The 19,446-nt window shown below is 67.9% G+C and carries 20 protein-coding genes and 1 riboswitch; of the genes, 10 read left to right on the forward strand and 10 right to left on the reverse strand.

Translation table 11 applies throughout. The annotated features are described in order from the left end of the window. The gene (locus tag ACFV4R_RS09160) at positions 1-447 is read left to right on the forward strand and encodes a hypothetical protein (protein WP_377202041.1); all 447 of its coding nucleotides are present in this window, start codon (positions 1-3) and stop codon (positions 445-447) included. A gap of 34 nt (positions 448-481) precedes the next feature. On the opposite strand, the gene trmB is transcribed toward ACFV4R_RS09160, so the two are convergent. Together trmB and ACFV4R_RS09170 are read right to left on the reverse strand one after the other, a co-directional pair. Next, complete coding sequence (gene trmB, locus ACFV4R_RS09165) at positions 482-1,411, reverse strand: tRNA (guanosine(46)-N7)-methyltransferase TrmB (RefSeq protein WP_377202042.1); 930 nt, start codon at positions 1,409-1,411, stop codon at positions 482-484. Between the two features lie 178 nt (positions 1,412-1,589). After that, positions 1,590-1,970 carry a hypothetical protein gene (locus ACFV4R_RS09170; RefSeq protein ID WP_377202043.1) on the reverse strand — a complete coding sequence of 127 codons (381 nt, stop codon included), beginning with the start codon at positions 1,968-1,970 and terminating at the stop codon, positions 1,590-1,592. A 232-nt stretch (positions 1,971-2,202) separates the two neighbouring features. On the opposite strand from ACFV4R_RS09170, the gene ACFV4R_RS09175 reads away from it, so the two are divergent. Then, positions 2,203-3,534, forward strand: coding sequence for an MFS transporter (locus ACFV4R_RS09175; RefSeq protein ID WP_377202044.1), 1,332 nt, complete (start codon positions 2,203-2,205; stop codon positions 3,532-3,534). A gap of 39 nt (positions 3,535-3,573) precedes the next feature. Beyond that, positions 3,574-4,926, forward strand: coding sequence for an MFS transporter (locus ACFV4R_RS09180; RefSeq protein ID WP_377202090.1), 1,353 nt, complete (start codon positions 3,574-3,576; stop codon positions 4,924-4,926). Positions 4,927-4,935: 9 nt separating this feature from the next. Here the strand turns inward: ACFV4R_RS09180 and ACFV4R_RS09185 are convergent, their stop codons facing one another. Continuing rightward, positions 4,936-5,742 carry an SAM-dependent methyltransferase gene (locus ACFV4R_RS09185; RefSeq protein WP_377202045.1) on the reverse strand — a complete coding sequence of 269 codons (807 nt, stop codon included), beginning with the start codon at positions 5,740-5,742 and terminating at the stop codon, positions 4,936-4,938. Positions 5,743-6,068: 326 nt separating this feature from the next. Between ACFV4R_RS09185 and ACFV4R_RS09190 the strand changes: the two genes are divergently transcribed. Further along, on the forward strand, positions 6,069-7,964 hold the full coding sequence (locus ACFV4R_RS09190) for a DEAD/DEAH box helicase (protein ID WP_377202046.1): 1,896 nt from the start codon (positions 6,069-6,071) through the stop codon (positions 7,962-7,964). A gap of 196 nt (positions 7,965-8,160) precedes the next feature. Here the strand turns inward: ACFV4R_RS09190 and ACFV4R_RS09195 are convergent, their stop codons facing one another. Together ACFV4R_RS09195 and ACFV4R_RS09200 are read right to left on the reverse strand one after the other, a co-directional pair. Further along, complete coding sequence (locus ACFV4R_RS09195; RefSeq protein ID WP_377202047.1) at positions 8,161-8,811, reverse strand: MBL fold metallo-hydrolase; 651 nt, start codon at positions 8,809-8,811, stop codon at positions 8,161-8,163. A 136-nt stretch (positions 8,812-8,947) separates the two neighbouring features. Next, positions 8,948-9,250: an antibiotic biosynthesis monooxygenase family protein gene (locus ACFV4R_RS09200; protein WP_349034557.1), complete on the reverse strand. Its 303-nt coding sequence runs from the start codon at positions 9,248-9,250 to the stop codon at positions 8,948-8,950. 298 nt (positions 9,251-9,548) lie between these two features. Between ACFV4R_RS09200 and betT the strand changes: the two genes are divergently transcribed. From betT to ACFV4R_RS09215, 3 genes are read left to right on the forward strand one after another with little or no spacing between them, the layout of a single operon-like run. Next, on the forward strand, positions 9,549-11,723 hold the full coding sequence (betT, locus tag ACFV4R_RS09205; protein ID WP_377202048.1) for a choline BCCT transporter BetT: 2,175 nt from the start codon (positions 9,549-9,551) through the stop codon (positions 11,721-11,723). Continuing rightward, on the forward strand, positions 11,720-13,219 hold the full coding sequence (locus ACFV4R_RS09210; RefSeq protein ID WP_377202049.1) for an aldehyde dehydrogenase family protein: 1,500 nt from the start codon (positions 11,720-11,722) through the stop codon (positions 13,217-13,219). The genes betT and ACFV4R_RS09210 overlap by 4 nt, the downstream gene beginning before the upstream one ends. 2 nt (positions 13,220-13,221) lie before the next feature. Next, a complete protein-coding gene (locus ACFV4R_RS09215; protein WP_377202050.1) occupies positions 13,222-14,805 on the forward strand; it encodes a GMC family oxidoreductase in 1,584 nt (527 codons plus the stop codon). Between the two features lie 141 nt (positions 14,806-14,946). Here ACFV4R_RS09215 and ACFV4R_RS09220 read toward each other — a convergent pair whose 3' ends face one another. The 5 genes from ACFV4R_RS09220 to ACFV4R_RS09240 form a co-directional block, all read right to left on the reverse strand. Next, on the reverse strand, positions 14,947-15,573 hold the full coding sequence (locus tag ACFV4R_RS09220; RefSeq protein ID WP_377202051.1) for a nucleoside/nucleotide kinase family protein: 627 nt from the start codon (positions 15,571-15,573) through the stop codon (positions 14,947-14,949). A gap of 132 nt (positions 15,574-15,705) precedes the next feature. Next, positions 15,706-16,083: a DMT family transporter gene (locus ACFV4R_RS09225; RefSeq protein WP_377202052.1), complete on the reverse strand. Its 378-nt coding sequence runs from the start codon at positions 16,081-16,083 to the stop codon at positions 15,706-15,708. Next, a complete protein-coding gene (locus ACFV4R_RS09230; RefSeq protein WP_015938641.1) occupies positions 16,083-16,406 on the reverse strand; it encodes a multidrug efflux SMR transporter in 324 nt (107 codons plus the stop codon). The genes ACFV4R_RS09225 and ACFV4R_RS09230 overlap by 1 nt, the downstream gene beginning before the upstream one ends. A gap of 9 nt (positions 16,407-16,415) precedes the next feature. Continuing rightward, a riboswitch (guanidine-III (ykkC-III) riboswitch) is annotated at positions 16,416-16,481 on the reverse strand. Between the two features lie 90 nt (positions 16,482-16,571). Then, on the reverse strand, positions 16,572-17,102 hold the full coding sequence (locus ACFV4R_RS09235) for a ferritin (protein WP_377202053.1): 531 nt from the start codon (positions 17,100-17,102) through the stop codon (positions 16,572-16,574). Positions 17,103-17,209: 107 nt separating this feature from the next. Then, positions 17,210-17,797 (reverse strand): HutD family protein, encoded by a 588-nt coding sequence (locus tag ACFV4R_RS09240; protein ID WP_377202054.1) that lies wholly within the window; start codon positions 17,795-17,797, stop codon positions 17,210-17,212. 149 nt (positions 17,798-17,946) lie between these two features. Between ACFV4R_RS09240 and ACFV4R_RS09245 the strand changes: the two genes are divergently transcribed. The 3 genes from ACFV4R_RS09245 (at position 17,947) to ACFV4R_RS09255 (ending at position 19,437) form a co-directional block, all read left to right on the forward strand. After that, positions 17,947-18,558, forward strand: coding sequence for a phosphoribosylanthranilate isomerase (locus ACFV4R_RS09245; protein ID WP_377202055.1), 612 nt, complete (start codon positions 17,947-17,949; stop codon positions 18,556-18,558). A 105-nt stretch (positions 18,559-18,663) separates the two neighbouring features. After that, a complete protein-coding gene (locus tag ACFV4R_RS09250) occupies positions 18,664-19,065 on the forward strand; it encodes a YccF domain-containing protein (protein ID WP_377202056.1) in 402 nt (133 codons plus the stop codon). 75 nt (positions 19,066-19,140) lie between these two features. Beyond that, on the forward strand, positions 19,141-19,437 hold the full coding sequence (locus ACFV4R_RS09255; protein ID WP_377202057.1) for a DUF4190 domain-containing protein: 297 nt from the start codon (positions 19,141-19,143) through the stop codon (positions 19,435-19,437). Positions 19,438-19,446: the final 9 nt, after the last annotated feature.

Below are 19,446 nucleotides of genomic sequence, written 5' to 3' on the forward strand. Positions count from 1 at the left end.
ATGTCAGTGCACATCGAATCCCCGCTGGGGTTTACCGCAGACTTTCCTGAGTACACCCAGGTCCTGGATTATTCCAGCGCCGGTCCCAACACTGAGCAGTACGGGCTGCTGGGCGGAGTCCTGGTCACCGTCATCAAGGACGACAACTCGGTGCAGGACGCGCCACAGGCCACAGGCTGGGCGCACCTGATGGCAGGGTTCTACCTGGAGGAGCGCGGCGGAACACTGCTGGCTGAAGGCGAACTCGGCCTGCCGGGCAAGTCCGCGTACGCCGTGGTGGCGGGCTACAGCGACGCCCAGGGATCACCCAAAGTAGCCGCGACCGTAGGCGTGTTGGAAAACGGCCGGTTCATCGGCGTCGTGGTGATCTGGCCCTACACCAGCCCCGAAGCGGAGCCGCGCCTGGACCTGCTCAAGGACGTCGTCTCCGCCATCAGCGTCAGCTGAATCGTTCAGCCGGCGAGGTCTCAGCGCCCGGCTGTCAGGCCTGGCGCCTGCGGTAGCAAAGATCGAAGATCAGCCGGCCGGCTTCATGGGCCTTCGCCTCGAAGCTGGTTTTGATCCTGCCTTCGAACCGGGGAGCCCAGCCGCCGGTCTCGTCCACGCCCTCGTTGGGACCGGTGTGGCCGGTGCTGACAGGGGCGCGGCCCTCGCGGACGGGGGCGCCGCCCACCACGGATTCGACGCCGGACTGCCACACCTGGGTCAGCGGGCTCTCCGGTCCGCGGCGCTCGCCGGTGTGCAGGTTCTCGAAATCGGCGGACCCTGCCATCACGTCGCGGACGTGGATGGCGTAGTTGGACCAGTCCGTGGCAATCCGGAACAGTCCGCCGGGCTTCAGCGCACGGGAGGCCAGCCCGGCGAACTCGGGCTGGATCAGCCGGCGTTTGTGGTGCCGGGACTTGTGCCAGGGGTCCGGGAAGAAGACCCAGAGTTCATCGACGGAACCTTCGGGCAGCATGGTGGCCAGCACCTCAGGGGCGTTGGCCTCCACCACGCGGACGTTGGTGAGGCCCCGGCCGTTGATCTTGATGATGGTGTTGGCCAGGCCGGGCGTGTAAACCTCAACGGCCAGGAAGTCCGTGTCCGGGTTCTGTTCGGCGGCGTGGCAGATGGCATCGCCCAGGCCTGAACCGATTTCCACCACCAGCGGCGCCTTGCGGCCAAACTCCGCCTCGGCGTCGAACGTGTAATCCGGGTGGACCGACGTGTTGGCGACGTGCCGGGGGACGTCCACGGCCCACCGTTCTGCGTGCTCCTCCCAGGCGGTCTGGCGCCGGCCCTGAAGGCGGGTGCCGCGGCGCACGAAGCTGACCGGCCGGCCACCGTAGGTGCCGAAGGACGCCTGTGTTCCGGGCGTCACGGGCCTGGGGACATGCGGCTGCTGGGGGTTTTCGGGGGAATCGCTCATCCCCTCCAGAATACCGGCAGGCAACGCCGCCCGCCCGCCCGGCCCTGCTTGGCCGCCCCCGGCCACCCGCTCCACCGCAGCAGCCGTCATGCCCCGCCGGCCGCTCCACCGCAGCTGCCGTCCGGCCCCGTCGTCCGCCGCCGGGATGGACCCGCGAACCCGGATGGACCCTGCGGGATCAGTAGAACAGCATGGGCACGTACCTCAGCGAGAGGACCAGGGCGATCACGAAGAGAACGCCGGACACCCAGAGTGATGCCACCGCCAGCCCCCAACCGCCCGATCGGCCTGTGGACTTCCTGATGACGGATACAGCCAACGGGACGGCCACGAGCCAGCAGGCAAGCGGCAGGCTAAGGAAGACCAACGGCGCCACCCAGGGAGCGGGCGACGGGCCTTCATCCGGGTAGGTCATCAGCACGGCCATAAACGCCAGGGGACTGGAAATGTAGAGTGTGGCCGGTGCCACGATGGACAGCACCAGGCTGGCGATGGCCTTGCCGGAAACCCGCTGTCCGGGGACGGGCGGAATGGACTCTTGGAGGGGCTGCACGCTCATGTTCTCCCTGCTGGGCCGGATTGGCCGGTAGTTGGGCAGTGGACGGGTAGGGCAGCGGACGGGCAAAGGACTTCGTTTGGCAACGGTCCGCGTCTCCAAACTAGGAAAGCGCCGGCCGCTCCAAAAGCCACCGGCTCCCGTATGTGGATAACCTCCGGGTGCGGGGTGGCAGCGGCAAGTCGCCGGGGCCCTGGCGGGGACCCGCCAGCGCCGGTGCTGCAAGAATGGGCGGGTGACGGAAGCAACGAGTGCCGGGGCAAGGAAGCAACGGCAACAGCACCAGCAACAGGAACCCGGGGAGCTGAGCCCCACGAGCCGCCCAGGCGGCAGCAGCCTGGTTGATGCCGAGATCGACGAAACGCCGGCCGCGGCACCAACCCGGGTGGGCAGCCGCAGGCAACTGGCCTACCTGGGACTGTGCCTGGTGCTGATCGGGCTGAACCTCCGCACCGTGTTCTCCAGCTTCTCGGCGGTACTTCCCGAGATCACGGCGCAGGCGTCGCTCCCCGGCTGGGCCGTGGTGGTGCTGACGACGGTGCCGGTCACCCTGCTGGGGGTGTTCGCGCCAATGGCGCCGGTGCTGGCGCGGAGGTTCGGCGCCGAACGAGTGCTGCTCGGGGCTATGGCAGTGCTGACCGCGGGGCTGCTGCTCCGCCCTGCTGACCCTGGACTTCCCGGCGGGCACCTGCCCGGCCTCCTCGCCGGAACTGCGGCGTGCGGTGCGGCCATCGCGCTGTGCAACGTCCTGCTTCCCGGACTGGTCAAGCGCGACTTCCCGCATCGGCTGGGCCTGATGGGCGGGCTGTACACCACGGCCATCTGTGCCTCGGCCGCGCTGGGGGTCGGCTTCACCTACCCGGTCTACTCGGCTGCGGGGGAGTGGACCGTGGCGCTGTGGTCCTGGGCCCTGCCGGCCGCCGTCGTCCTTCTCCTCTTCCTGCCGGTGGCGCTGCGCCAGCACCCGGCCCGGCACCAGGCCGTCAGGGACGGCGTGAACGTGTGGCGTTCAGCGGTGGCTTGGCAGGTCACCATCTTCATGGTGCTGCAGGCCATGATGTCCTTCAGTGTCTTCGCCTGGTTGGCCCCCATCCTGCGGGAACGCGGCGTGGACGGCGCCACTGCCGGGCTGATCGTCTCGGTGAGCATCGTGCTGCAGATGCTGGGTTCGCTGTTCGCACCCGCCCTGGCGGCACGGTTCCGGGACCAGCGGGCCATCAATACCGTTGTTGCCCTGATGACCGGAGGCGGCTTCGCGCTGAGCATCTTCGGGCCGCTGGACCTGGTCTGGGTGTGGGCAGGGCTGTTAGGGCTGGGGCAGGGCAGCCTCACCGCGGTGGCCCTCACCATGATCATGCTCCGCACCCGCGACGGGCATACCGCCGCGCACCTGTCCGGCATGATGCAGGGCGTCGGGTACGGCCTGGGCTCCACCGGGACCCTGATGGTGGGGCAGCTGCACCAGGGAACAGGATCCTTTGCCGCCGCAGGCTTCCTGTTCCTTATGGTGGGGCTGCTGGCCGCCGTCTTTGGCTACCGCGCCGGCCGCAACAGGTATGTGGGGTAGGGGACAGTGCGCCGCCCCACCCTGCCCGCAACAGAGCCCATGGCCGGCATCCTCCAGCGGCCCTACCTGTGGGTCACGGTGGGGACCTGCGCGCTGGTGTTCCTTGCTGCCTTCGAATCGCTGGCGGTAACCACCATCATGCCGCTGGTCAGCCGCGAACTGGACGGCGCAAGCCTTTACGCCCTCGCCTTCGCCGGCCCCCTGGCAACAGGGGTAATCGGCAACGTGGCCGCCGGCAACTGGTCCGACCGCCGCGGCCCCACCGTCCCCCTCTACGCCTCCGTTGCCCTGTTCGTGGTTGGCCTCCTGATCGCGGGCACCGCCGTGTCCATGCCGATGCTGGTGGCCGGCAGGCTGGTCCAGGGCCTCGGCGGCGGCGCCCTGACAGTGGCGCTGTACGTCCTGGTGGCGCGGATTTTTCCGGGCGCGCTCCACCCCAAGATCTTCGCGGCGTTCTCCGCCGCCTGGGTGATCCCCTCGCTCGTGGGACCGTTTGCCGCAGGCATCGTGGCGCAGGTCTTCAGCTGGCACTGGGTGTTCCTGGGCGTCGTGGGGCTCGTCATTCCGGCCCTGCTCATGATCGCCCCGGTGCTGAAGGGGATGGACCGGCCGGGAGCGGCGGCACCCGCAACGCCCTGGGCCATCGGCCGGCTGGGCTGGGCGGCGCTCGCCGCCGTCGCGGTGCTGGGGCTGAACCTGTCCGCCGAGGTCCGCATCGAGGGCTTTCCGGCCGCCACCGCGGTCCTGGCCGTCGCCGCCGTCTCGCTTGCCCTTGCCGCCGTCCGGCCATTGGTTCCCCGCGGCACCCTCCTCGCCCGGCGCGGGCTGCCGAGTGTCATCCTGGCCCGCGGACTCGCGTCAGCCTCGTTCTTCGGCGCCGAGGTCTACCTGCCGTACCTGCTGATTGAGCAGTATGGCTTCTCGCCCACCTTCGCCGGGCTCACCCTCACCGGCGGCGCGTTGGCCTGGGCGGCGGCCGCCGCCGTGCAAGGCCGGCTGGGTGACCGACTGTCCCACCCGGGCGCGGTCAGCACCGGGGCATTCATGGTCCTCGGCGCGGTCATCCTCGCGCTGGCCACCACCGCGCTGCACTGGCCCGCCGCCGTCGCGATCGTAGGCTGGATCTTCGCCGGCGGCGGCATGGGCCTGCTCTATCCGCGGCTCAGCGTGATGACCCTGGCCCTGTCCACGAAGGACAACGAAGGCTTCAACTCCTCGGCCATGTCCATCTCCGACTCCCTCGGCGGGGCCCTGGCACTGGCCACCACGGGCATCGTCTTCACGGCGTTCACGACGACGGCGGCCTCCTTCGCCGGCGTCTTCACCTTCGCTGCGCTGGTGGGCGTCGCCGCGGCGGTGGTGGCGCCGCGGGTCACCTCCCGCGCGGGGTGAACGCGCCGGTCAGCGGAGGCGGGTGGCCCGCAGCACGACGTCCGCGATGGTGGCCTGTTGGCCCTCCGGCCCCGTGACGGGGCGCTCACGGCTGGTCAGCACTTCCACCTGCCAGCCCGGGCCCGCCAGGGACAGTTCCCGGACCAGGTCCTCGCCCTTGTAGAACATGTCCCCGTGGTGGTGCCCGCCGCCCCACGGCGGCAGCCGGTCCGGGTGGTGCCCAACCACCAGGAGCGTCCCGCCGGGTTTCACCGCCGCTGCTGCGGTCCGCAGCGGAAGCCGCCAGTCGAGTTCCTCGGAGTGCAGGAACTGCGAGGTCACCAAATCGAAGGCGCCCTCAGGCTGCCACTGCTCCAGGTTGGCCTGCTGCCACGTGATGCGGCTGGCCGGCGCACCCTCTGCAGCCTGCACGCTCGCGCGCGCCAACACGGCTTTCTCGTGGGACTGCGCCCGGTCCAGGGCAACCGCTGAAACGTCGACGGCGGTGACCGTCCAGCCGTGATGGGCCAGCCAGATGGCGTCGGCACCTTCGCCGCAGCCCAGTTCCAGCGCACGCCCCGGCTTCAGGCCGCCGGCCTCGCGGACCAGCTGCGGGTTCGGGTTTCCGCTCCAGAGCTGCGTCCTGGTGCGGTACCGCTCGTCCCAGGCCGCGGCTGGATCGATGGCAGCCCTGGCGCCTTCGGCTCCGTTATGGTCCGCGTTGGTGACGTCCCCGCTGGTGCCGGCCGCGTTGGTGACGTCCGCGTTGGTGCCGTGCCCGGCGGGGGAGGCGCCGTCGTCGTGCGTGTCATGGTGGTGCGCCGCATGTTCGCTCATGCCTCAACCCTGCCTTGTGCCACCCGGCAGGGCAACGCCCCGAGGGGCCCCGGAGGCCGCCACTTATACGTCGATGGGGCAGGGATGCTACGATGGTGGAACTTGATGTGCAGTGATGCCCTGGTAACCCTTCATTTAGGGACAGGGCTTTTTTCATGTGAGAGGCACATCCTGCGTCGATGAACGCGTTCCATTTGGTCCCGGCTGGCTGCCCCTTTATGCAGCAGAACGGTTGATCACCTGACTTTTCTTCGGCGAACCCCTGGTCCAACCGGCGCCGGGGGCCGATATCCGCCTGGATACCGCCTGAAAGACCGTATAAATACATGACTACTTTCGCTGCCCTCGGAACTCCCAAGGCGCTTGCAGACACCCTTACCGCGCAGGGAATTGTTGAGCCGTTCCCCATTCAGGTCAAGACCCTTCCGGACACGCTGTCAGGACGCGACGTCCTGGGCCGCGGCCGGACCGGCTCCGGTAAAACCATCGCTTTCGCTATCCCGCTTGTAGCAAGACTCGCTGAGCGGGAAGCCAAGCACTTCCGCAAGCCCGGCCGCCCCATGGGCCTGGTGCTGGCACCCACCCGTGAGCTGGCTACCCAGATCAACGCCACCATCGAGCCGCTGGCCAAGGCCGCCGGCCTGAACACCACCGTGATCTACGGCGGCATCTCCCAGGCCCGCCAGGAGAAGGCGCTGCGCGCCGGCGTCGACATCGTCATCGCCTGCCCCGGCCGCCTGGAGGACCTGATCCGCCAGCGCATCCTCAGCCTCGAAGCCGTGGAAATCACCGTCCTCGACGAGGCCGACCACATGGCGGACCTCGGCTTCCTGCCCGTGGTCAAGAAGCTCATGGACATGACCCCCAGCCAGGGCCAGCGCCTGCTCTTCTCCGCCACCCTGGACAACGGCGTGGACAAGATCGTCCAGCGTTACCTGTCCAACCCGCTGACCCACTCCGTGGACGACCCGCAGGCCGCGGTGACCACCATGGAACACCACGTGCTGGTGGTCAACGACCAGACCGTCAAGAAGCAGCTGATCGTGGAGCTCGCCTCCGGCGCCGGCCGCCGCGTCCTCTTCATGCGGACCAAGCACCACGCCCGCAAGCTGGCCAAGACCCTCACCGATGCCGGGATCCCCGCCGTCGACCTGCACGGCAACCTCTCGCAGAACGCCCGCGACCGCAACCTGGCCGAATTCTCCAACGGTGACGTCCGCGTCCTGGTGGCCACCGACGTCGCCGCCCGCGGTGTACACGTGGACGACGTCGAACTGGTGATCCACGTCGATCCGCCCACCGAGCACAAGGCGTACCTGCACCGCTCGGGCCGTACCGCCCGCGCCGGTTCCGACGGCACCGTGGTCACGCTGACCCTGCCGGAGCAGCAGTCCGACGTGAAGAAGCTGATGAAGGCCGCCGGCGTTGAGGTCAGCTTCGAGCGCGTCACCGCAAACTCCCCGCTGGTCGCCGAACTGGTGGGCGAAATGGCTGACAAGATCGATCCGCGGACCCGCGCTGCGCTGCTGGCCAAGAAGGCTGCGCAGCAGGGCGGCGGCACCTCCACCGGTGCCAACGCCGAACGCAAGCGCGCCCGCCGCCAGGCGTCCCCGTCGGCCGGTGGCCGCGGCGGCCGTGGCGGCAGGGGCAAGGTCTCCGCCGAGCCCGCCCGTACCGACGTTCCCCGCGCCCAGCGCCGCGCTGCTGCCTTCGAAGGCCGCACCGAGGCCCGGGCAGCCGTCGACGCCGTGCGGGAGCAGAACGAGGACCGCTCCGTGGCGGCAGCAGCTGCCAGGCGCAATGCCCGCGGCCGTGGCACCGCCAGCACCCACCGCAACGACGTCCCTGCAGCAGGCGGCCGCGCAGCTGCCGGCCGCGGTTCGGACGGACGCTCTTCGGAGGGCCGCACCGATTCACGCATTACCCGCAGCGAGGCACCCCGCGGCGGCTCCGGCCGTCCCGCTTCGGGCGGCGGGCAGCGCAGCGGACGTCCGGCTACCGGCCAGCGTGCAGCAGCCGGTGCATCCGGTGGCCGTGGCCAGCGTTCCGCCGGAGCAGCCAGCGGCGGTTCCAAGGCAGTCTGGTCCTCCAACACGGGTGGCACCTCGGGTGGTTCCTACAGCGCCGGCAACGGCGGCTCGGGCAACGGTTCCGGACGTCCGGCACGCAGTGGTCCCCGCCGCGCTTCCGCGCCTGCATCGAACGAGCGCCGCGGCCGCTAATCCCCAACCGCTCCCGAACCTCGCAAGTCCGCACCGGCTCCCGGCCCTCGCAAGCTCGGGTCCGGGCCCTCGCCGGCGCGGCTCCACGGTCAGGGAACCCGGCGGTCGTGGGCCCACGCTTTAACACCAACGAGTGCTCCGTAACTGCCCTTTTGAAGCTTGATAGGGCCGTTACGGAGCACTCGTTTTTAACGCCTTACCAGCCGCGGGCGCGCCATTCCTCCAGGTGCGGCCGTTCGGCGCCCAGGGTGGTGGGCTTGCCATGGCCGGGATGGACGACGGCGGTGTCCGGGTAGGCGTTGAACAGCCGCTCCGCCACGTCGTCCAGGAGTTGGGCGAACCGCTCGGGGTCCTTCTGGGTGTTGCCCACGCCGCCCGGGAACAGAGAGTCACCGGAGAAGATGTGCGCCGGCCCATCAGGGTCTTCGTACACAAACGCGATTGAGCCCGGGGTGTGGCCGCGCAGGTGCACCGCCGTCACGTCGAAGCCGTCGAAGGTACCCACGTCGCCGTGGCTGAGCCGGACGTCCACCGGAACGGGCAGCGCCTCGGCGTCGTCCGTTCCCGCGGCGGTGCGCGCCCCCGTAGCCTCCACCAGTTCCTTCAGGGCCCGTACGTGGTCCCAGTGCTGGTGCGTGGTGGCGATGAGGGCCAGGTGCGGCTCGGCCTTGGTGTCCGCAGCGCCGTCCGCTATCAGCTGCCGGATGGCCGGGAGGTCGTCGGCGGCGTCAATCAGCAGCTGGGCACCGCTCGCCTTCGCCGTCAGCAGATACACGTTGTTGTCCATCTCGCTGACAGAAATGCTGCGGATAGTCAGGGCCGGCAGGTCGTACAGAAGTGAGTCCATAGGCTTCAGTCTAGGGACGCCGGGTGCCCTGACGCCGGGTGCCCTGACGCCGGGCGCCGGGCGCCGGGGCGCCGGCGCGCATGCTGTCGTGCAGGCGATGCAGGCCCAGCATGCCCAGCGGCAGTCCCTATAGGCGTTAAAGCCCCAGCGGCAAGGTTTCCGAGTAGACCTGCTTGGACGGCGGCGCGGCCAGGATCTCGCCCAGGGAACTCTTGCCCTCGGGGGTCGTCCGCCAGGCCGCGTAGTCGTCGTGGTCCTGCGTGGTGGCCCAGGTTTCCACCACCAGGATGTGGCAGGGATCGGCGTCGTCCACCAGCGCCTCGATGCCCTGGTTGCCCGGCCAGGCGCGGGTGGCCGCGAGCGTCTCGGCAAGGTACTTCGCGGCCTCGTCCCGGCGTGCGGGATCGATCCGGACCTCAAAATGGACAATGGCGGGCATAGTGCTCCTTGGCTTGTGGGAGTAGGGCCGGTCCAGCCAACCCTACTGCCTGCAACCAGCGCCGGGACCGCTTTCTTCCCCTGCGAACCGGGTGCATCCGCGCGATTTCGGCCGTTGGCCGCATCACGGGCCGCCGTGACCGGATTCATAAAAGTCTGCCCTTCCGTGGACCCGTTGATAGCGTCGAAAGCCAAGCCAGACTCAATGCGACGCCCGGCCTGATCTTCATTCGGTGTGCCCTCAACGGCACCGTACGCCCGGCGTCTGGACCGCAGCCTCAAAACTGGAACGGGATCTGATGAGCCAGAATGCAGTACCGCCCGTGGACACCACGGGTCCTGAGAAAGAAGAACGAAAGCCACCCGCGAACGGCGGAGACACCAATAGCAGCGCCGTCCCGGCGGCCAAAACCCGGGTCAACAAGACAGTCTTCCTAGGCTCCGCCACCGGTGTGGTGGCGATTGCCCTGTGGGCCATCCTGGCCAAGGACAACGCGGAGGCGGTCATCGGGGCCATGGTGGGCTGGGTGTCCACCAACATGGGCTGGTACTACTTCATGATCGTCACCGCGGTGGTCATCTTCGTCCTGGTAGCCGCCCTCTCCCGGGTGGGAAAGACGAAGCTCGGGCCGGACCACTCCAAGCCACAGTTCGGCATGTTCACCTGGGCGGCCATGCTCTTTGCCGCCGGCATCGGCATCGACCTGATGTTCTTCTCCGTCTCTGAACCGGTAAGCCAGTACCTGGCCCCGCCGCAGGGCGAGGGCGGAACCGCGGAGGCCGCCCGCCAGGCCCTGGTGTGGACACTGTTCCACTACGGCATCACGGGCTGGGCGCTGTACGCCCTCATGGGGCTCGCGCTGGGCTACTTCTCCTACCGGCACAACCTGCCGCTGAGCATCCGCTCCGCCCTCTACCCCATTTTCGGCAAGAAGATCGAGGGGCCCGTGGGGCACGCGGTGGACATCGCGGCCCTCCTTGGCACCATCTTCGGGATCGCCACCTCACTGGGCATCGGCGTCGTCCAGCTCAACTACGGGCTCAACTTCATGTTCGGCATTCCCGAGAACCTGGCCGTGCAGATCGGCCTGATCGTCCTGTCCGTAGTGATGGCTACCGTCTCTGTGGTTTCCGGCGTCGAGAAGGGAATCCGGCGGCTCTCCGAACTCAACGTAATCCTGGCCGTCGCACTGATGCTCTTCGTCCTGGTCACCGGCAAGACCAGCTTCCTGCTGGACGGGATCGCCCAAAACATCGGTGACGTCATGAGCCGGTTCCCCGCGATGACCCTGGACACGTTCGCCTACGACCGGCCTACGGACTGGATGAACGCCTGGACCCTGTTCTTCTGGGCCTGGTGGATCGCCTGGGCACCGTTCGTCGGGCTGTTCCTGGCCCGTATTTCCCGCGGCCGCACCATCCGCCAGTTCGTCCTGGGCACCATGACCGTGCCCTTCATCTTCATCGTGCTGTGGATCTCCATCTTCGGAAACTCCAGCCTCGACCTCATCATGAACGGCAACGCGGCGTTCGGCGAGGCGGCCATGAGCCACCCGGAACGCGGCTTCTACAGCCTGCTGGAACAGTTCCCCGCCGTACCCGTGACCGCGGCAGTGGCCACGTTCACCGGGTTGCTCTTCTATGTGACCTCGGCCGATTCCGGCGCCCTGGTGATGTCCAACTTCACCTCGCACCTCAAGGATGCCGATTCCGACGGCCCCGAGTGGATGCGCGTCTTCTGGGCAGTGGCCACCGGCCTGCTGACCCTGGCCATGCTGACGGTGGGTGGCGTTCCAACGCTGCAGAACGCCACCATCATTATGGGTTTGCCGCTCTCGCTGCTGCTGGTGCTGATCATGCTGGGGCTCTACAAGGCGCTGCGGGTGGAGAACTCGCTCAATGACAGCTACCGCGCCAGCCTGCCCGGCATCATCACCGGCAGGTCTCTGGACCAGCGGGGCGGACGGACCTGGCGGCAGCGGCTCAGCCGCGCCATGAGCTACCCGGGCCGCAAACAGACAACCCGCTTCGCCGAAACCGTGGCCATGCCGGCACTGAAGGACGTGGAGGCGGAGCTCAAGTCCCAGGGTGCCGAGACGTCCCTGACCGTAACCACAGTGGAGCCCTGCGGCATCCAAAGCATCGACCTGCAGCTTGCCATGGGGGAGGAACGGGCGTTCAAGTACCAGATCTACCCGGTCCAGTACGAGACGCCCAGCTACGCCACCCGCCGCGCCGATCCGGAGGACCGCTACTACCGGATGGAAGTGTTCTCGCAGGAGGGCAGCCACGGCTACGACCTCATGGGATACACCCGCGAGCAGGTCATCACGGATGTCCTGGACCACTACGAGCAGCACCTTGAATTCCTGCACCTGAACCGTGCAGCACCCGGAAACACCGTCCTGGTCGAGGACCAGGTGGCTAAAGACAATTGGGAATCCGATTTCGACATGCAGGAGGAAACGAAATGAGCGCCTCAACGCTATTCATCGGCGGCACATGGACCGGAGCGTCCGACGGCGGCACGCGGGACATTCACTGCCCGGCGGACGGCGAGCTGGTGGGCACCGTCGCCGAGGGGACGGCTGACGACGCCGGCCGCGCTGTGCTGGCTGCCCGTGCTGCCTTCGACGCCGGCGAATGGTCCGGGAAGTCTCCGTTGGAGCGCGGCTCTTTCCTGCTCAAGGTGGCCGCCCGGCTGCGCGACCGCAAGGAAGAATTTGCCCGCGCCGAAACGCTGGACACGGGCAAGCGCCTGGTGGAAAGCGACATCGACATGGACGACATCGCCAACTGCTTCGAATACTTCGGCAAGCTGGCCGGGCAGGAATCCGGCCGCCTGGTGGATGCCGGCAGCCCCATGGTGGTCAGCCGCATCGAGTACGAGCCGGTGGGCGTCTGCTCCCTGATCGCGCCGTGGAACTACCCGCTGCTGCAGGCCGCCTGGAAGATCGCCCCGGCGCTGGCGGCCGGCTGCAGCTTCGTCCTCAAGCCCAGCGAACTGACCCCGCACACGTCCATCCTGATGATGGACGTCCTCCAGGAGCTTGGACTGCCCGACGGCGTCGCCAACCTGGTCCTGGGTGACGGCAAGACCGTGGGTTCCGTCCTGTCCAGCCACCCCGACGTGGACCTGGTCTCCTTCACCGGCGGCCTGGAAACCGGCAAGGTGATTGCCGCCTCGGCCGCCGCCTCGGTCAAGAAGGTTGCCTTGGAACTGGGCGGCAAGAACCCCAACATCGTCTTCGCAGATGCTGATTTCGACGCCGCCCTGGACAACGCCCTCAACGCGGCGTTCGTCCACTCCGGCCAGGTCTGCTCCGCAGGTGCCCGCCTGATTGTGGAGGAATCCATTGCGGAGAAGTTCGTCGATGAGCTGGTGCGCCGTGCAGGCCAGATCCGGCTGGGCGGCCCGTTCGACCCCGACGCCGAGACCGGTCCGCTGATTTCCGCAGCCCACCGGGACAAGGTCACCGCCTACGTGGACAAGGGAGTTGCAGAGGGCGCCCGCCTGCGCTGCGGCGGCGCCTGGGGAACCGGGGACCTGGAAAAGGGCTTCTACTACCTGCCCACCGTCCTGGACCAGGTCACCAGCGGAATGTCGGTCCTGGTGGACGAAGCCTTTGGGCCCGTGGTGACGGTGGAAACCTTCACCAGCGAGGCCGAGGCCGTGAAGCTCGGCAACGACACCCACTACGGCCTGGCCGGGGCTGTCTGGTCGCAGGACGCCGGCAAATCCCAGCGGGTGGCCCGGGCCCTCCGCCACGGCACCATCTGGATCAACGATTTCCACCCCTACCTGCCGCAGGCGGAATGGGGCGGCTTCGGGCAGTCCGGCGTCGGCCGGGAACTGGGCCCCACCGGCCTGGCGGAGTACCAGGAAGCCAAGCACGTTTACCAGAACATCGATCCGCAGGTCACCGGCTGGTTCGCGGACCACGCCGCCGCACCTGCAGGGAGGAACTGATTATGAGCGCAGCAGCAAAGACAGACTTCGACTACATCGTGATCGGCGGCGGCTCGGCCGGAGCGGCAGTGGCTTCCCGCCTCAGCGAAGACCCCTCGCTGGAGGTTGCCCTGGTGGAAGCCGGTCCGGACGACCGCGACCTCCCCGAAATCCTGCAGCTGGACCGCTGGATGGAATTGCTGGAATCCGGCTACGACTGGGACTACCCCATCGAAGAGCAGGAGAACGGCAACTCTTTCATGCGCCACGCCCGGGCCAAGGTGATGGGCGGCTGTTCCAGCCACAACTCCTGCATCGCCTTCTGGGCGCCGCGCGAGGACATTGACGAGTGGGAGCAGAAGTTCGGCGCCACCGGCTGGAACTCGGACCTCGCCTACCGCCTGTTCAAGCAGCTGGAAACCAACGAGGACGCAGGCCCGGACGCACCGCACCACGGCGACAGTGGACCCGTGCACCTGATGAACGTCCCGGCGTCGGACCCCACCGGCCGGGCCATGCTGGAAGCCTGCGAACAGGCCGGAATCCCCAAGGCGCACTTCAACACCGGCGACACGGTGATCAACGGCGCCGGCTTCTTCCAGATCAACCGCCGCGCCGACGGCACCCGGTCCTCCAGCTCCGTGTCTTACATCCACCCCATCATGGACCGGAAGAACTTCACCCTCCTGACCGGCCTGCGCGCCAAGGAGCTCACGTTCGACGACGCCAACCGCTGCACCGGCGTGGCCGTGGTGGACAACGCCTTCGCCAAGACCCACCAGCTCACCGCGCGGGCCGAGGTAGTGGTGTCCACCGGGGCCATCGATTCGCCCAAACTGCTGATGCTTTCCGGCATCGGCCCGGCGGCCCAGTTGGAGGAGTTCGGCATCCCCGTCCGGGTGGATTCACCCGGCGTGGGCGAGCACCTGCAGGACCACCCCGAGGGCGTCATCCAGTGGGAAGCCAAGCAGCCCATGACGCAGACGTCCACCCAGTGGTGGGAGGCCGGCATCTTCACCACCACCGAGGACGGCCTGGACCGCCCCGACCTGATGTTCCACTACGGGTCCGTTCCGTTCGACATGCACACCCTGCGCCAGGGCTTCCCCACCACGGAGAACGGCTTCTGCCTCACGCCCAACGTCACGCACGCCCGCAGCCGCGGGACCGTGAAGCTGCGCAGCAAGGACTTCCGGGACAAGCCCAAGGTGGATCCGCGCTACTTCACCGATCCCGAGGGCCACGACATGCGCGTCATGGTGGCCGGCATCCGGAAAGCCCGTGAGATCGCGGCCCAGCCGGCGTTGTCCGAGTGGGTGGGAACCGAGCTGTATCCCGGCGCCGGCATCCAGAGCGACGAGCAGATCACCGAGTACATCCGCCAGACCCACAACACGGTCTACCACCCGGCGGGGACGGTCCGGATGGGCGCAACCGGGGACCGGATGTCGCCACTGGATCCCGAACTCCGGGTCAAGGGCGTCACCGGCCTGCGGGTAGCCGACGCGTCAGTCATGCCGGAGCTGACCACCGTGAACCCGAACATCACCACCATGATGATCGGCGAACGGTGTGCCGAGCTGGTCCGGGCGGCCCGCACGGCCTGATCTGCCGCTGAAACTCCCCACCTTTCGCCGTGAGGATGGCAGGTACGACGGCGTGTTCCCGGGACACGCCGTCGGCCCGCCTCAAAGGTGGGGAGACTTAGCGGCGCTGCCGCCAGGCTTGCCGTTTGGAACGCTGACTGGTCAGAGCCAGGGGATGATGCGGTCAGCACCGTGGCGGGTGGACCTGATCAGGACGGCGTTGGCCTCGTCCGGCCCATTGGCCCAGGCCTCCGCGGCGTCCGGCGCCATCCCGAATGAGACGTGCCGGGCCACCAGCCGGCTGATCCGCAGCTCGTGGGGCGTCTCCAGGAACCACACCTCGTCCAGCTGCGCCCGGATCTCTTTCCACGGCTCCTGGTTGGCCAGCAGGTAGTTGCCCTCGGTGATGACCAGCGGAACGTCGGCCGGCACCGCGATCGATGCCGCCACCGGCTCGTCCAGGGTGCGCCGGAATTCCGGCGCGTAAACGACTGCCTCGTCCCGTGCGGCCAGGCGCCGGAGCAGCGAAAGGTACCCGCCGGCGTCGAACGTGTCCATGGCCCCCTTGCGGTCCCGCAGCGGTGTGCCGTCGATGATGGCGTTCCCCAGGTGGAAGCCGTCCATGGGCACCACCACCGCCGTTTCGGCGCCGAACTGCTCCTGGAGCCAGGCAGCCAGGGTGGATTTTCCGGAACCGGGCGCCCCGGCGATGCCCAGGATGGTCCGCGTTCCCGGGGCCAGCCGGTGCCGGAGCGCGTCAAGGGCCTGGGCGATCTCGGGGGAGTCCATGGCAAAAGCCTAAAGGCTGTGGCCCGGCAGCACCCTGGCCCGCCGAACCTCCCCACTTTTGCGCCCACCAAGGCGGCGGACGACGGCGGGTCGCCGGGACACGCCGTCGGCCCGCCTCGAAGGTGGGGAGACTCAGCGCCCGGCGGGCTTGGACGGTGCGGGAGCCGGCTGCTTCTTCTCGGCGGGGAGTGCCTTGAGCCCGGCGGCGCAGCCCACAATTCCGGCGATGAACAGCAGCTTCAGCACGCTGAAGGGTTCCACGCCGGTGGCCATCGCCCAGCCAACTGTGAGGGCGGCGCCGATCCCCACCCAGATGGCGTATGCGGTGCCCAGCGGGATGGACCGGATCGCCATCCCCAGGCCCAGCATGCTGAGGGTGGCGGTGACCAAAAAGATAACCGTGGGCAGCGGTTTGCTGAAGCCGTCGGACAGGCCCAGTGCGGTGGCCCAGACCGCTTCGAGGACGGCCGATGCCAGGAGCACCAGCCACGGAGCTGAACGCTTCAACATCACGCCACCACCTTCAGGCCAACCACGCACGCGGCGATGCCGGTCAGCAGGAGCAAGCGCGCCGCCGTCGGGCGTTCAACCTTGCTGGCCATCGCGTAGGCGGACGTCAGGACGACGCCGACGCCCACCCACACCGCGTAGGCGGTGCCGGTGGGGATGGTTTGCATGGCAAGGGCCAGGCCGCCGGTGCTGGCAGCGACGGAGACCAGGAAGAGGATGGAGGGGGCGATGCGGCGTTTGCCGGATGCCTGCGCTGCGCGGTGCAGGGCGGCGGCCCAGACTGCTTCGAGCGCCCCGGAGAGAACCAGGATTAACCACGACATGACAGATCCTTTGGCCAGTCTTGTCGCGTACCGGGTACTGAACCGTCGTCCGGAGGCTCGGTTGCGGAGCCTTGGCATCCAACATAGCAACGCCCGACGCCGGACGGCCACCCTTGGTGCCCAAGCTCACCACTGTTTCCTGCGCCCGCTTGGCCGGGGGGCAGGTCAGAGCGCGCCGCCTGCGGCAACCGGCGCGTTGGCGTCGCGGCCGCCGTCGCCGACGGTTTCCCGGGCGATGAAGTTCTCGATGTCGAAGAGGTTGTCCGCGCGCTCGGCGATGTTCAGCAGCGTTGTCATGGACGCCACCTCCTCCACCTGTTCCTTGAGGAACCAGAGCATGAACTGCTCGCCCAGGGCATCATTTTCGGCGCGGGCGGCACGGAAGAGGTCCTCGATGTTCCTGGTGACTTCCTTCTCCTGCTGCAGCGCAAGGGCCAGCGGCTCGGTGACCTTGGCGAAATCGGTCCGGACAGCCGGAACGCCCGGAATGCTGAAGGGGATGTCCCGGTCCAGCATGTACTGGACCATCATCATGGCGTGGTTCCGTTCCTCCACTGACTGGCGGTAGAAGTAGCGGGCCAGTTGGGGCAGGTCCTCGTTGGCGAACCACGTGGCAACGGCGATGTACTGCTGGGACGCCGTGAATTCGTTGCCGATCTGGGTGGACAGGAGCGCGTTGAACGTTGTTGTGGTCATAGTGCCGAGTGTAGGGACGGACCGGAGCGCCCACCAGAGGGGGAATGCCGGGACCAGAAACCTATGGCACTTCCCTGTTTCTTGGCTGCGGCCGGTTCGCCGGCGTGTCAGTCCGTTGCAGGATCGATGGACACCACGGCCAGGAACCCGCGGCCGGTGACCTCCGGAGTGGCGTCGTCGGATCCCACTACAGCGTCGTAGCGCCCCAGGTCAGAGGAACCGCCGGCCCCGTCACCCACCGCGGCCTGCCCCTGCAACAGCACGGCGACCTGTCCCGCAAACACCGGATGGGCCCGCTTCTTCGAAATTTCGATGACGGATGCGTAGCCCTTGAACGCGTCGGACCTGGTGATCACGTTCAAGTTCCGGATGTCCCCGGTGGGCAGCGCGGCGGTGGTGGCTGCGCCGCCGTCGAACCGGAATGGCCGGTACTTCTCCACGGGACGTTCGGAGCCGTCCACGCTGAGGAGCAGGAGTTCGCCCTCCACCACGGTGAGCACGCGCTCACAGCCGGGAAACGGTGAAAAGTCACCGGCCTTGGTGACATCGGCGAGGCTGACCCGCCAGCCCCACCCGTCAGCCTGGTCTGCGGGGACATCCGCCGGTTCGGCCGGGCCGCTGAGGATTTCCCGCGTGGTGCCGCCGCCGTTGCGCCAGGGTTTGGCCTTGAGTTCTGCGAAGCGGATGATCTTCATCTGCCCAGCCTAGTTCGCGGCCGGGGTGGACCGGTTCCGCGGCGCTGCCAGTGCGCGGTTGATTACGTTGGGCGCATCGCAGGTTGGACCCCGTCCCTGCTACTCTCCTGCGGGGGGTCAACACGAAAACAGCCTGAAGGAGCCCGGGAATGTTCGTCAAAGTGTGTGGTCTCAGCACGTCAGAATCCATCCGTGAAGCGGTGGATGCCGGGGCGGACGCGGTGGGATTCGTCCTGACCGCCAGCCCGCGGGTGGTTTCGCCGGGGCAGGTTGCCACCTTGCTGGCGGACGTGCCGGCCAATGTTTCCCCCATTGCTGTCTTCCGCCACGAACCCGTGGCCGACGCCATTGCCATCGCCCGCGCCGCAGGGTTGCAGTGGATCCAGCTGCACGGCGAGCGCACCCGCGCGGATGTTGCCACAGTGCACGACGCCGGCATGAAGCTGGTCAGGGCCGTCACCGTTGGTGCCGGGCCGAATGAGTTGGAGGACTGGGGCGAAGACCTCCTCCTGATCGATGCCGCCGTGCCCGGTTCGGGTGAGAGCTGGGACTACGCGTCCATGGCGGATCTCCCCGTCCTGCAAGGCCGCCAGTGGTTGCTCGCCGGCGGGCTGGACGCAGGCAATGTGGGCGAGGCTTCCGTGGCAGCCCACGCCTGGGGTGTGGACGTGTCCTCGGGTGTGGAGGCATCCCGGGGCGTCAAGGACCTGGCAAAGATCCGTGCCTTCGTCGGTGCGGCTAAGGCCGGCGCGAAGGTCTAGGGCTGCCCGTAACCCTGCTCCCGGCGTTGTCAGCCGGGCCAATTCAGGGTCCGCTCAGGGGGATCCCCCACGTTCCGGTCCGCAGTCCCGGTGGACAATGGATGCATGAAGACACTGCTCAACATCATCTGGCTGGTATTCGGCGGCTTCTGGCTGGCCCTGGGCTACTTCGCGGCAGGGGTCATCTGCTGCCTGCTGATCGTGACCATTCCGTGGGGCATCGCCTCGTTCCGGATCGCGGCCTACGCGCTGTGGCCTTTCGGGCAGATGGTGGTGGACAAGCCGGGCGGCAACGGGCCGTTCGCCCTGCTGGGTAACGTGATCTGGCTGTTGGTGGCCGGCATCTGGATCGCGATCGGCCATGTGGCCACCGCGATCGCGATGGCCGTCACCATCATCGGCATCCCCCTGGCCATCGCCAACCTGAAGCTCATCCCGGTGTCGCTGATGCCGCTGGGCAAGCAGATCGTGCCCACCAGCACTCCGTTCGTGAGCACCTACCGCTAAATCCCGGCTCTGGTCGCTAGGCAGGGTCGGGGTCAGGGCTAGACTCGCATGCATGCCTTAGGTTGGGGGACCAGGATGAGCACATCGACGGAGCCGACGCACACGGCAACACATCAACTGAACAAACTGGCTGTTGCGGCCATAGTTTTGGCCGTCCTGGCTGCATCGGGGCTGTGGATTTTCGGGGTGGCTGTCCTTGCCGTCTTTGCGGTGGGTGCCGGGCACGTTGCCTTGAACCAAATCCGCCTCAGGGGCGAACGGGGGAGGCTGCTGGCAATTGCTGCCCTGACGATTGGCTACGGCATTGCCACGTTGGCGCTGATCAGCACTTTGGGCTTCATACCAGGTGCCGTTCAGCAGTTCATGCAGTAGCCAGCCCCT

Origin of the sequence: Pseudarthrobacter sp. NPDC059871, from assembly GCF_042731175.1 — a bacterium.
GTDB lineage: Bacteria > Actinomycetota > Actinomycetes > Actinomycetales > Micrococcaceae > Arthrobacter.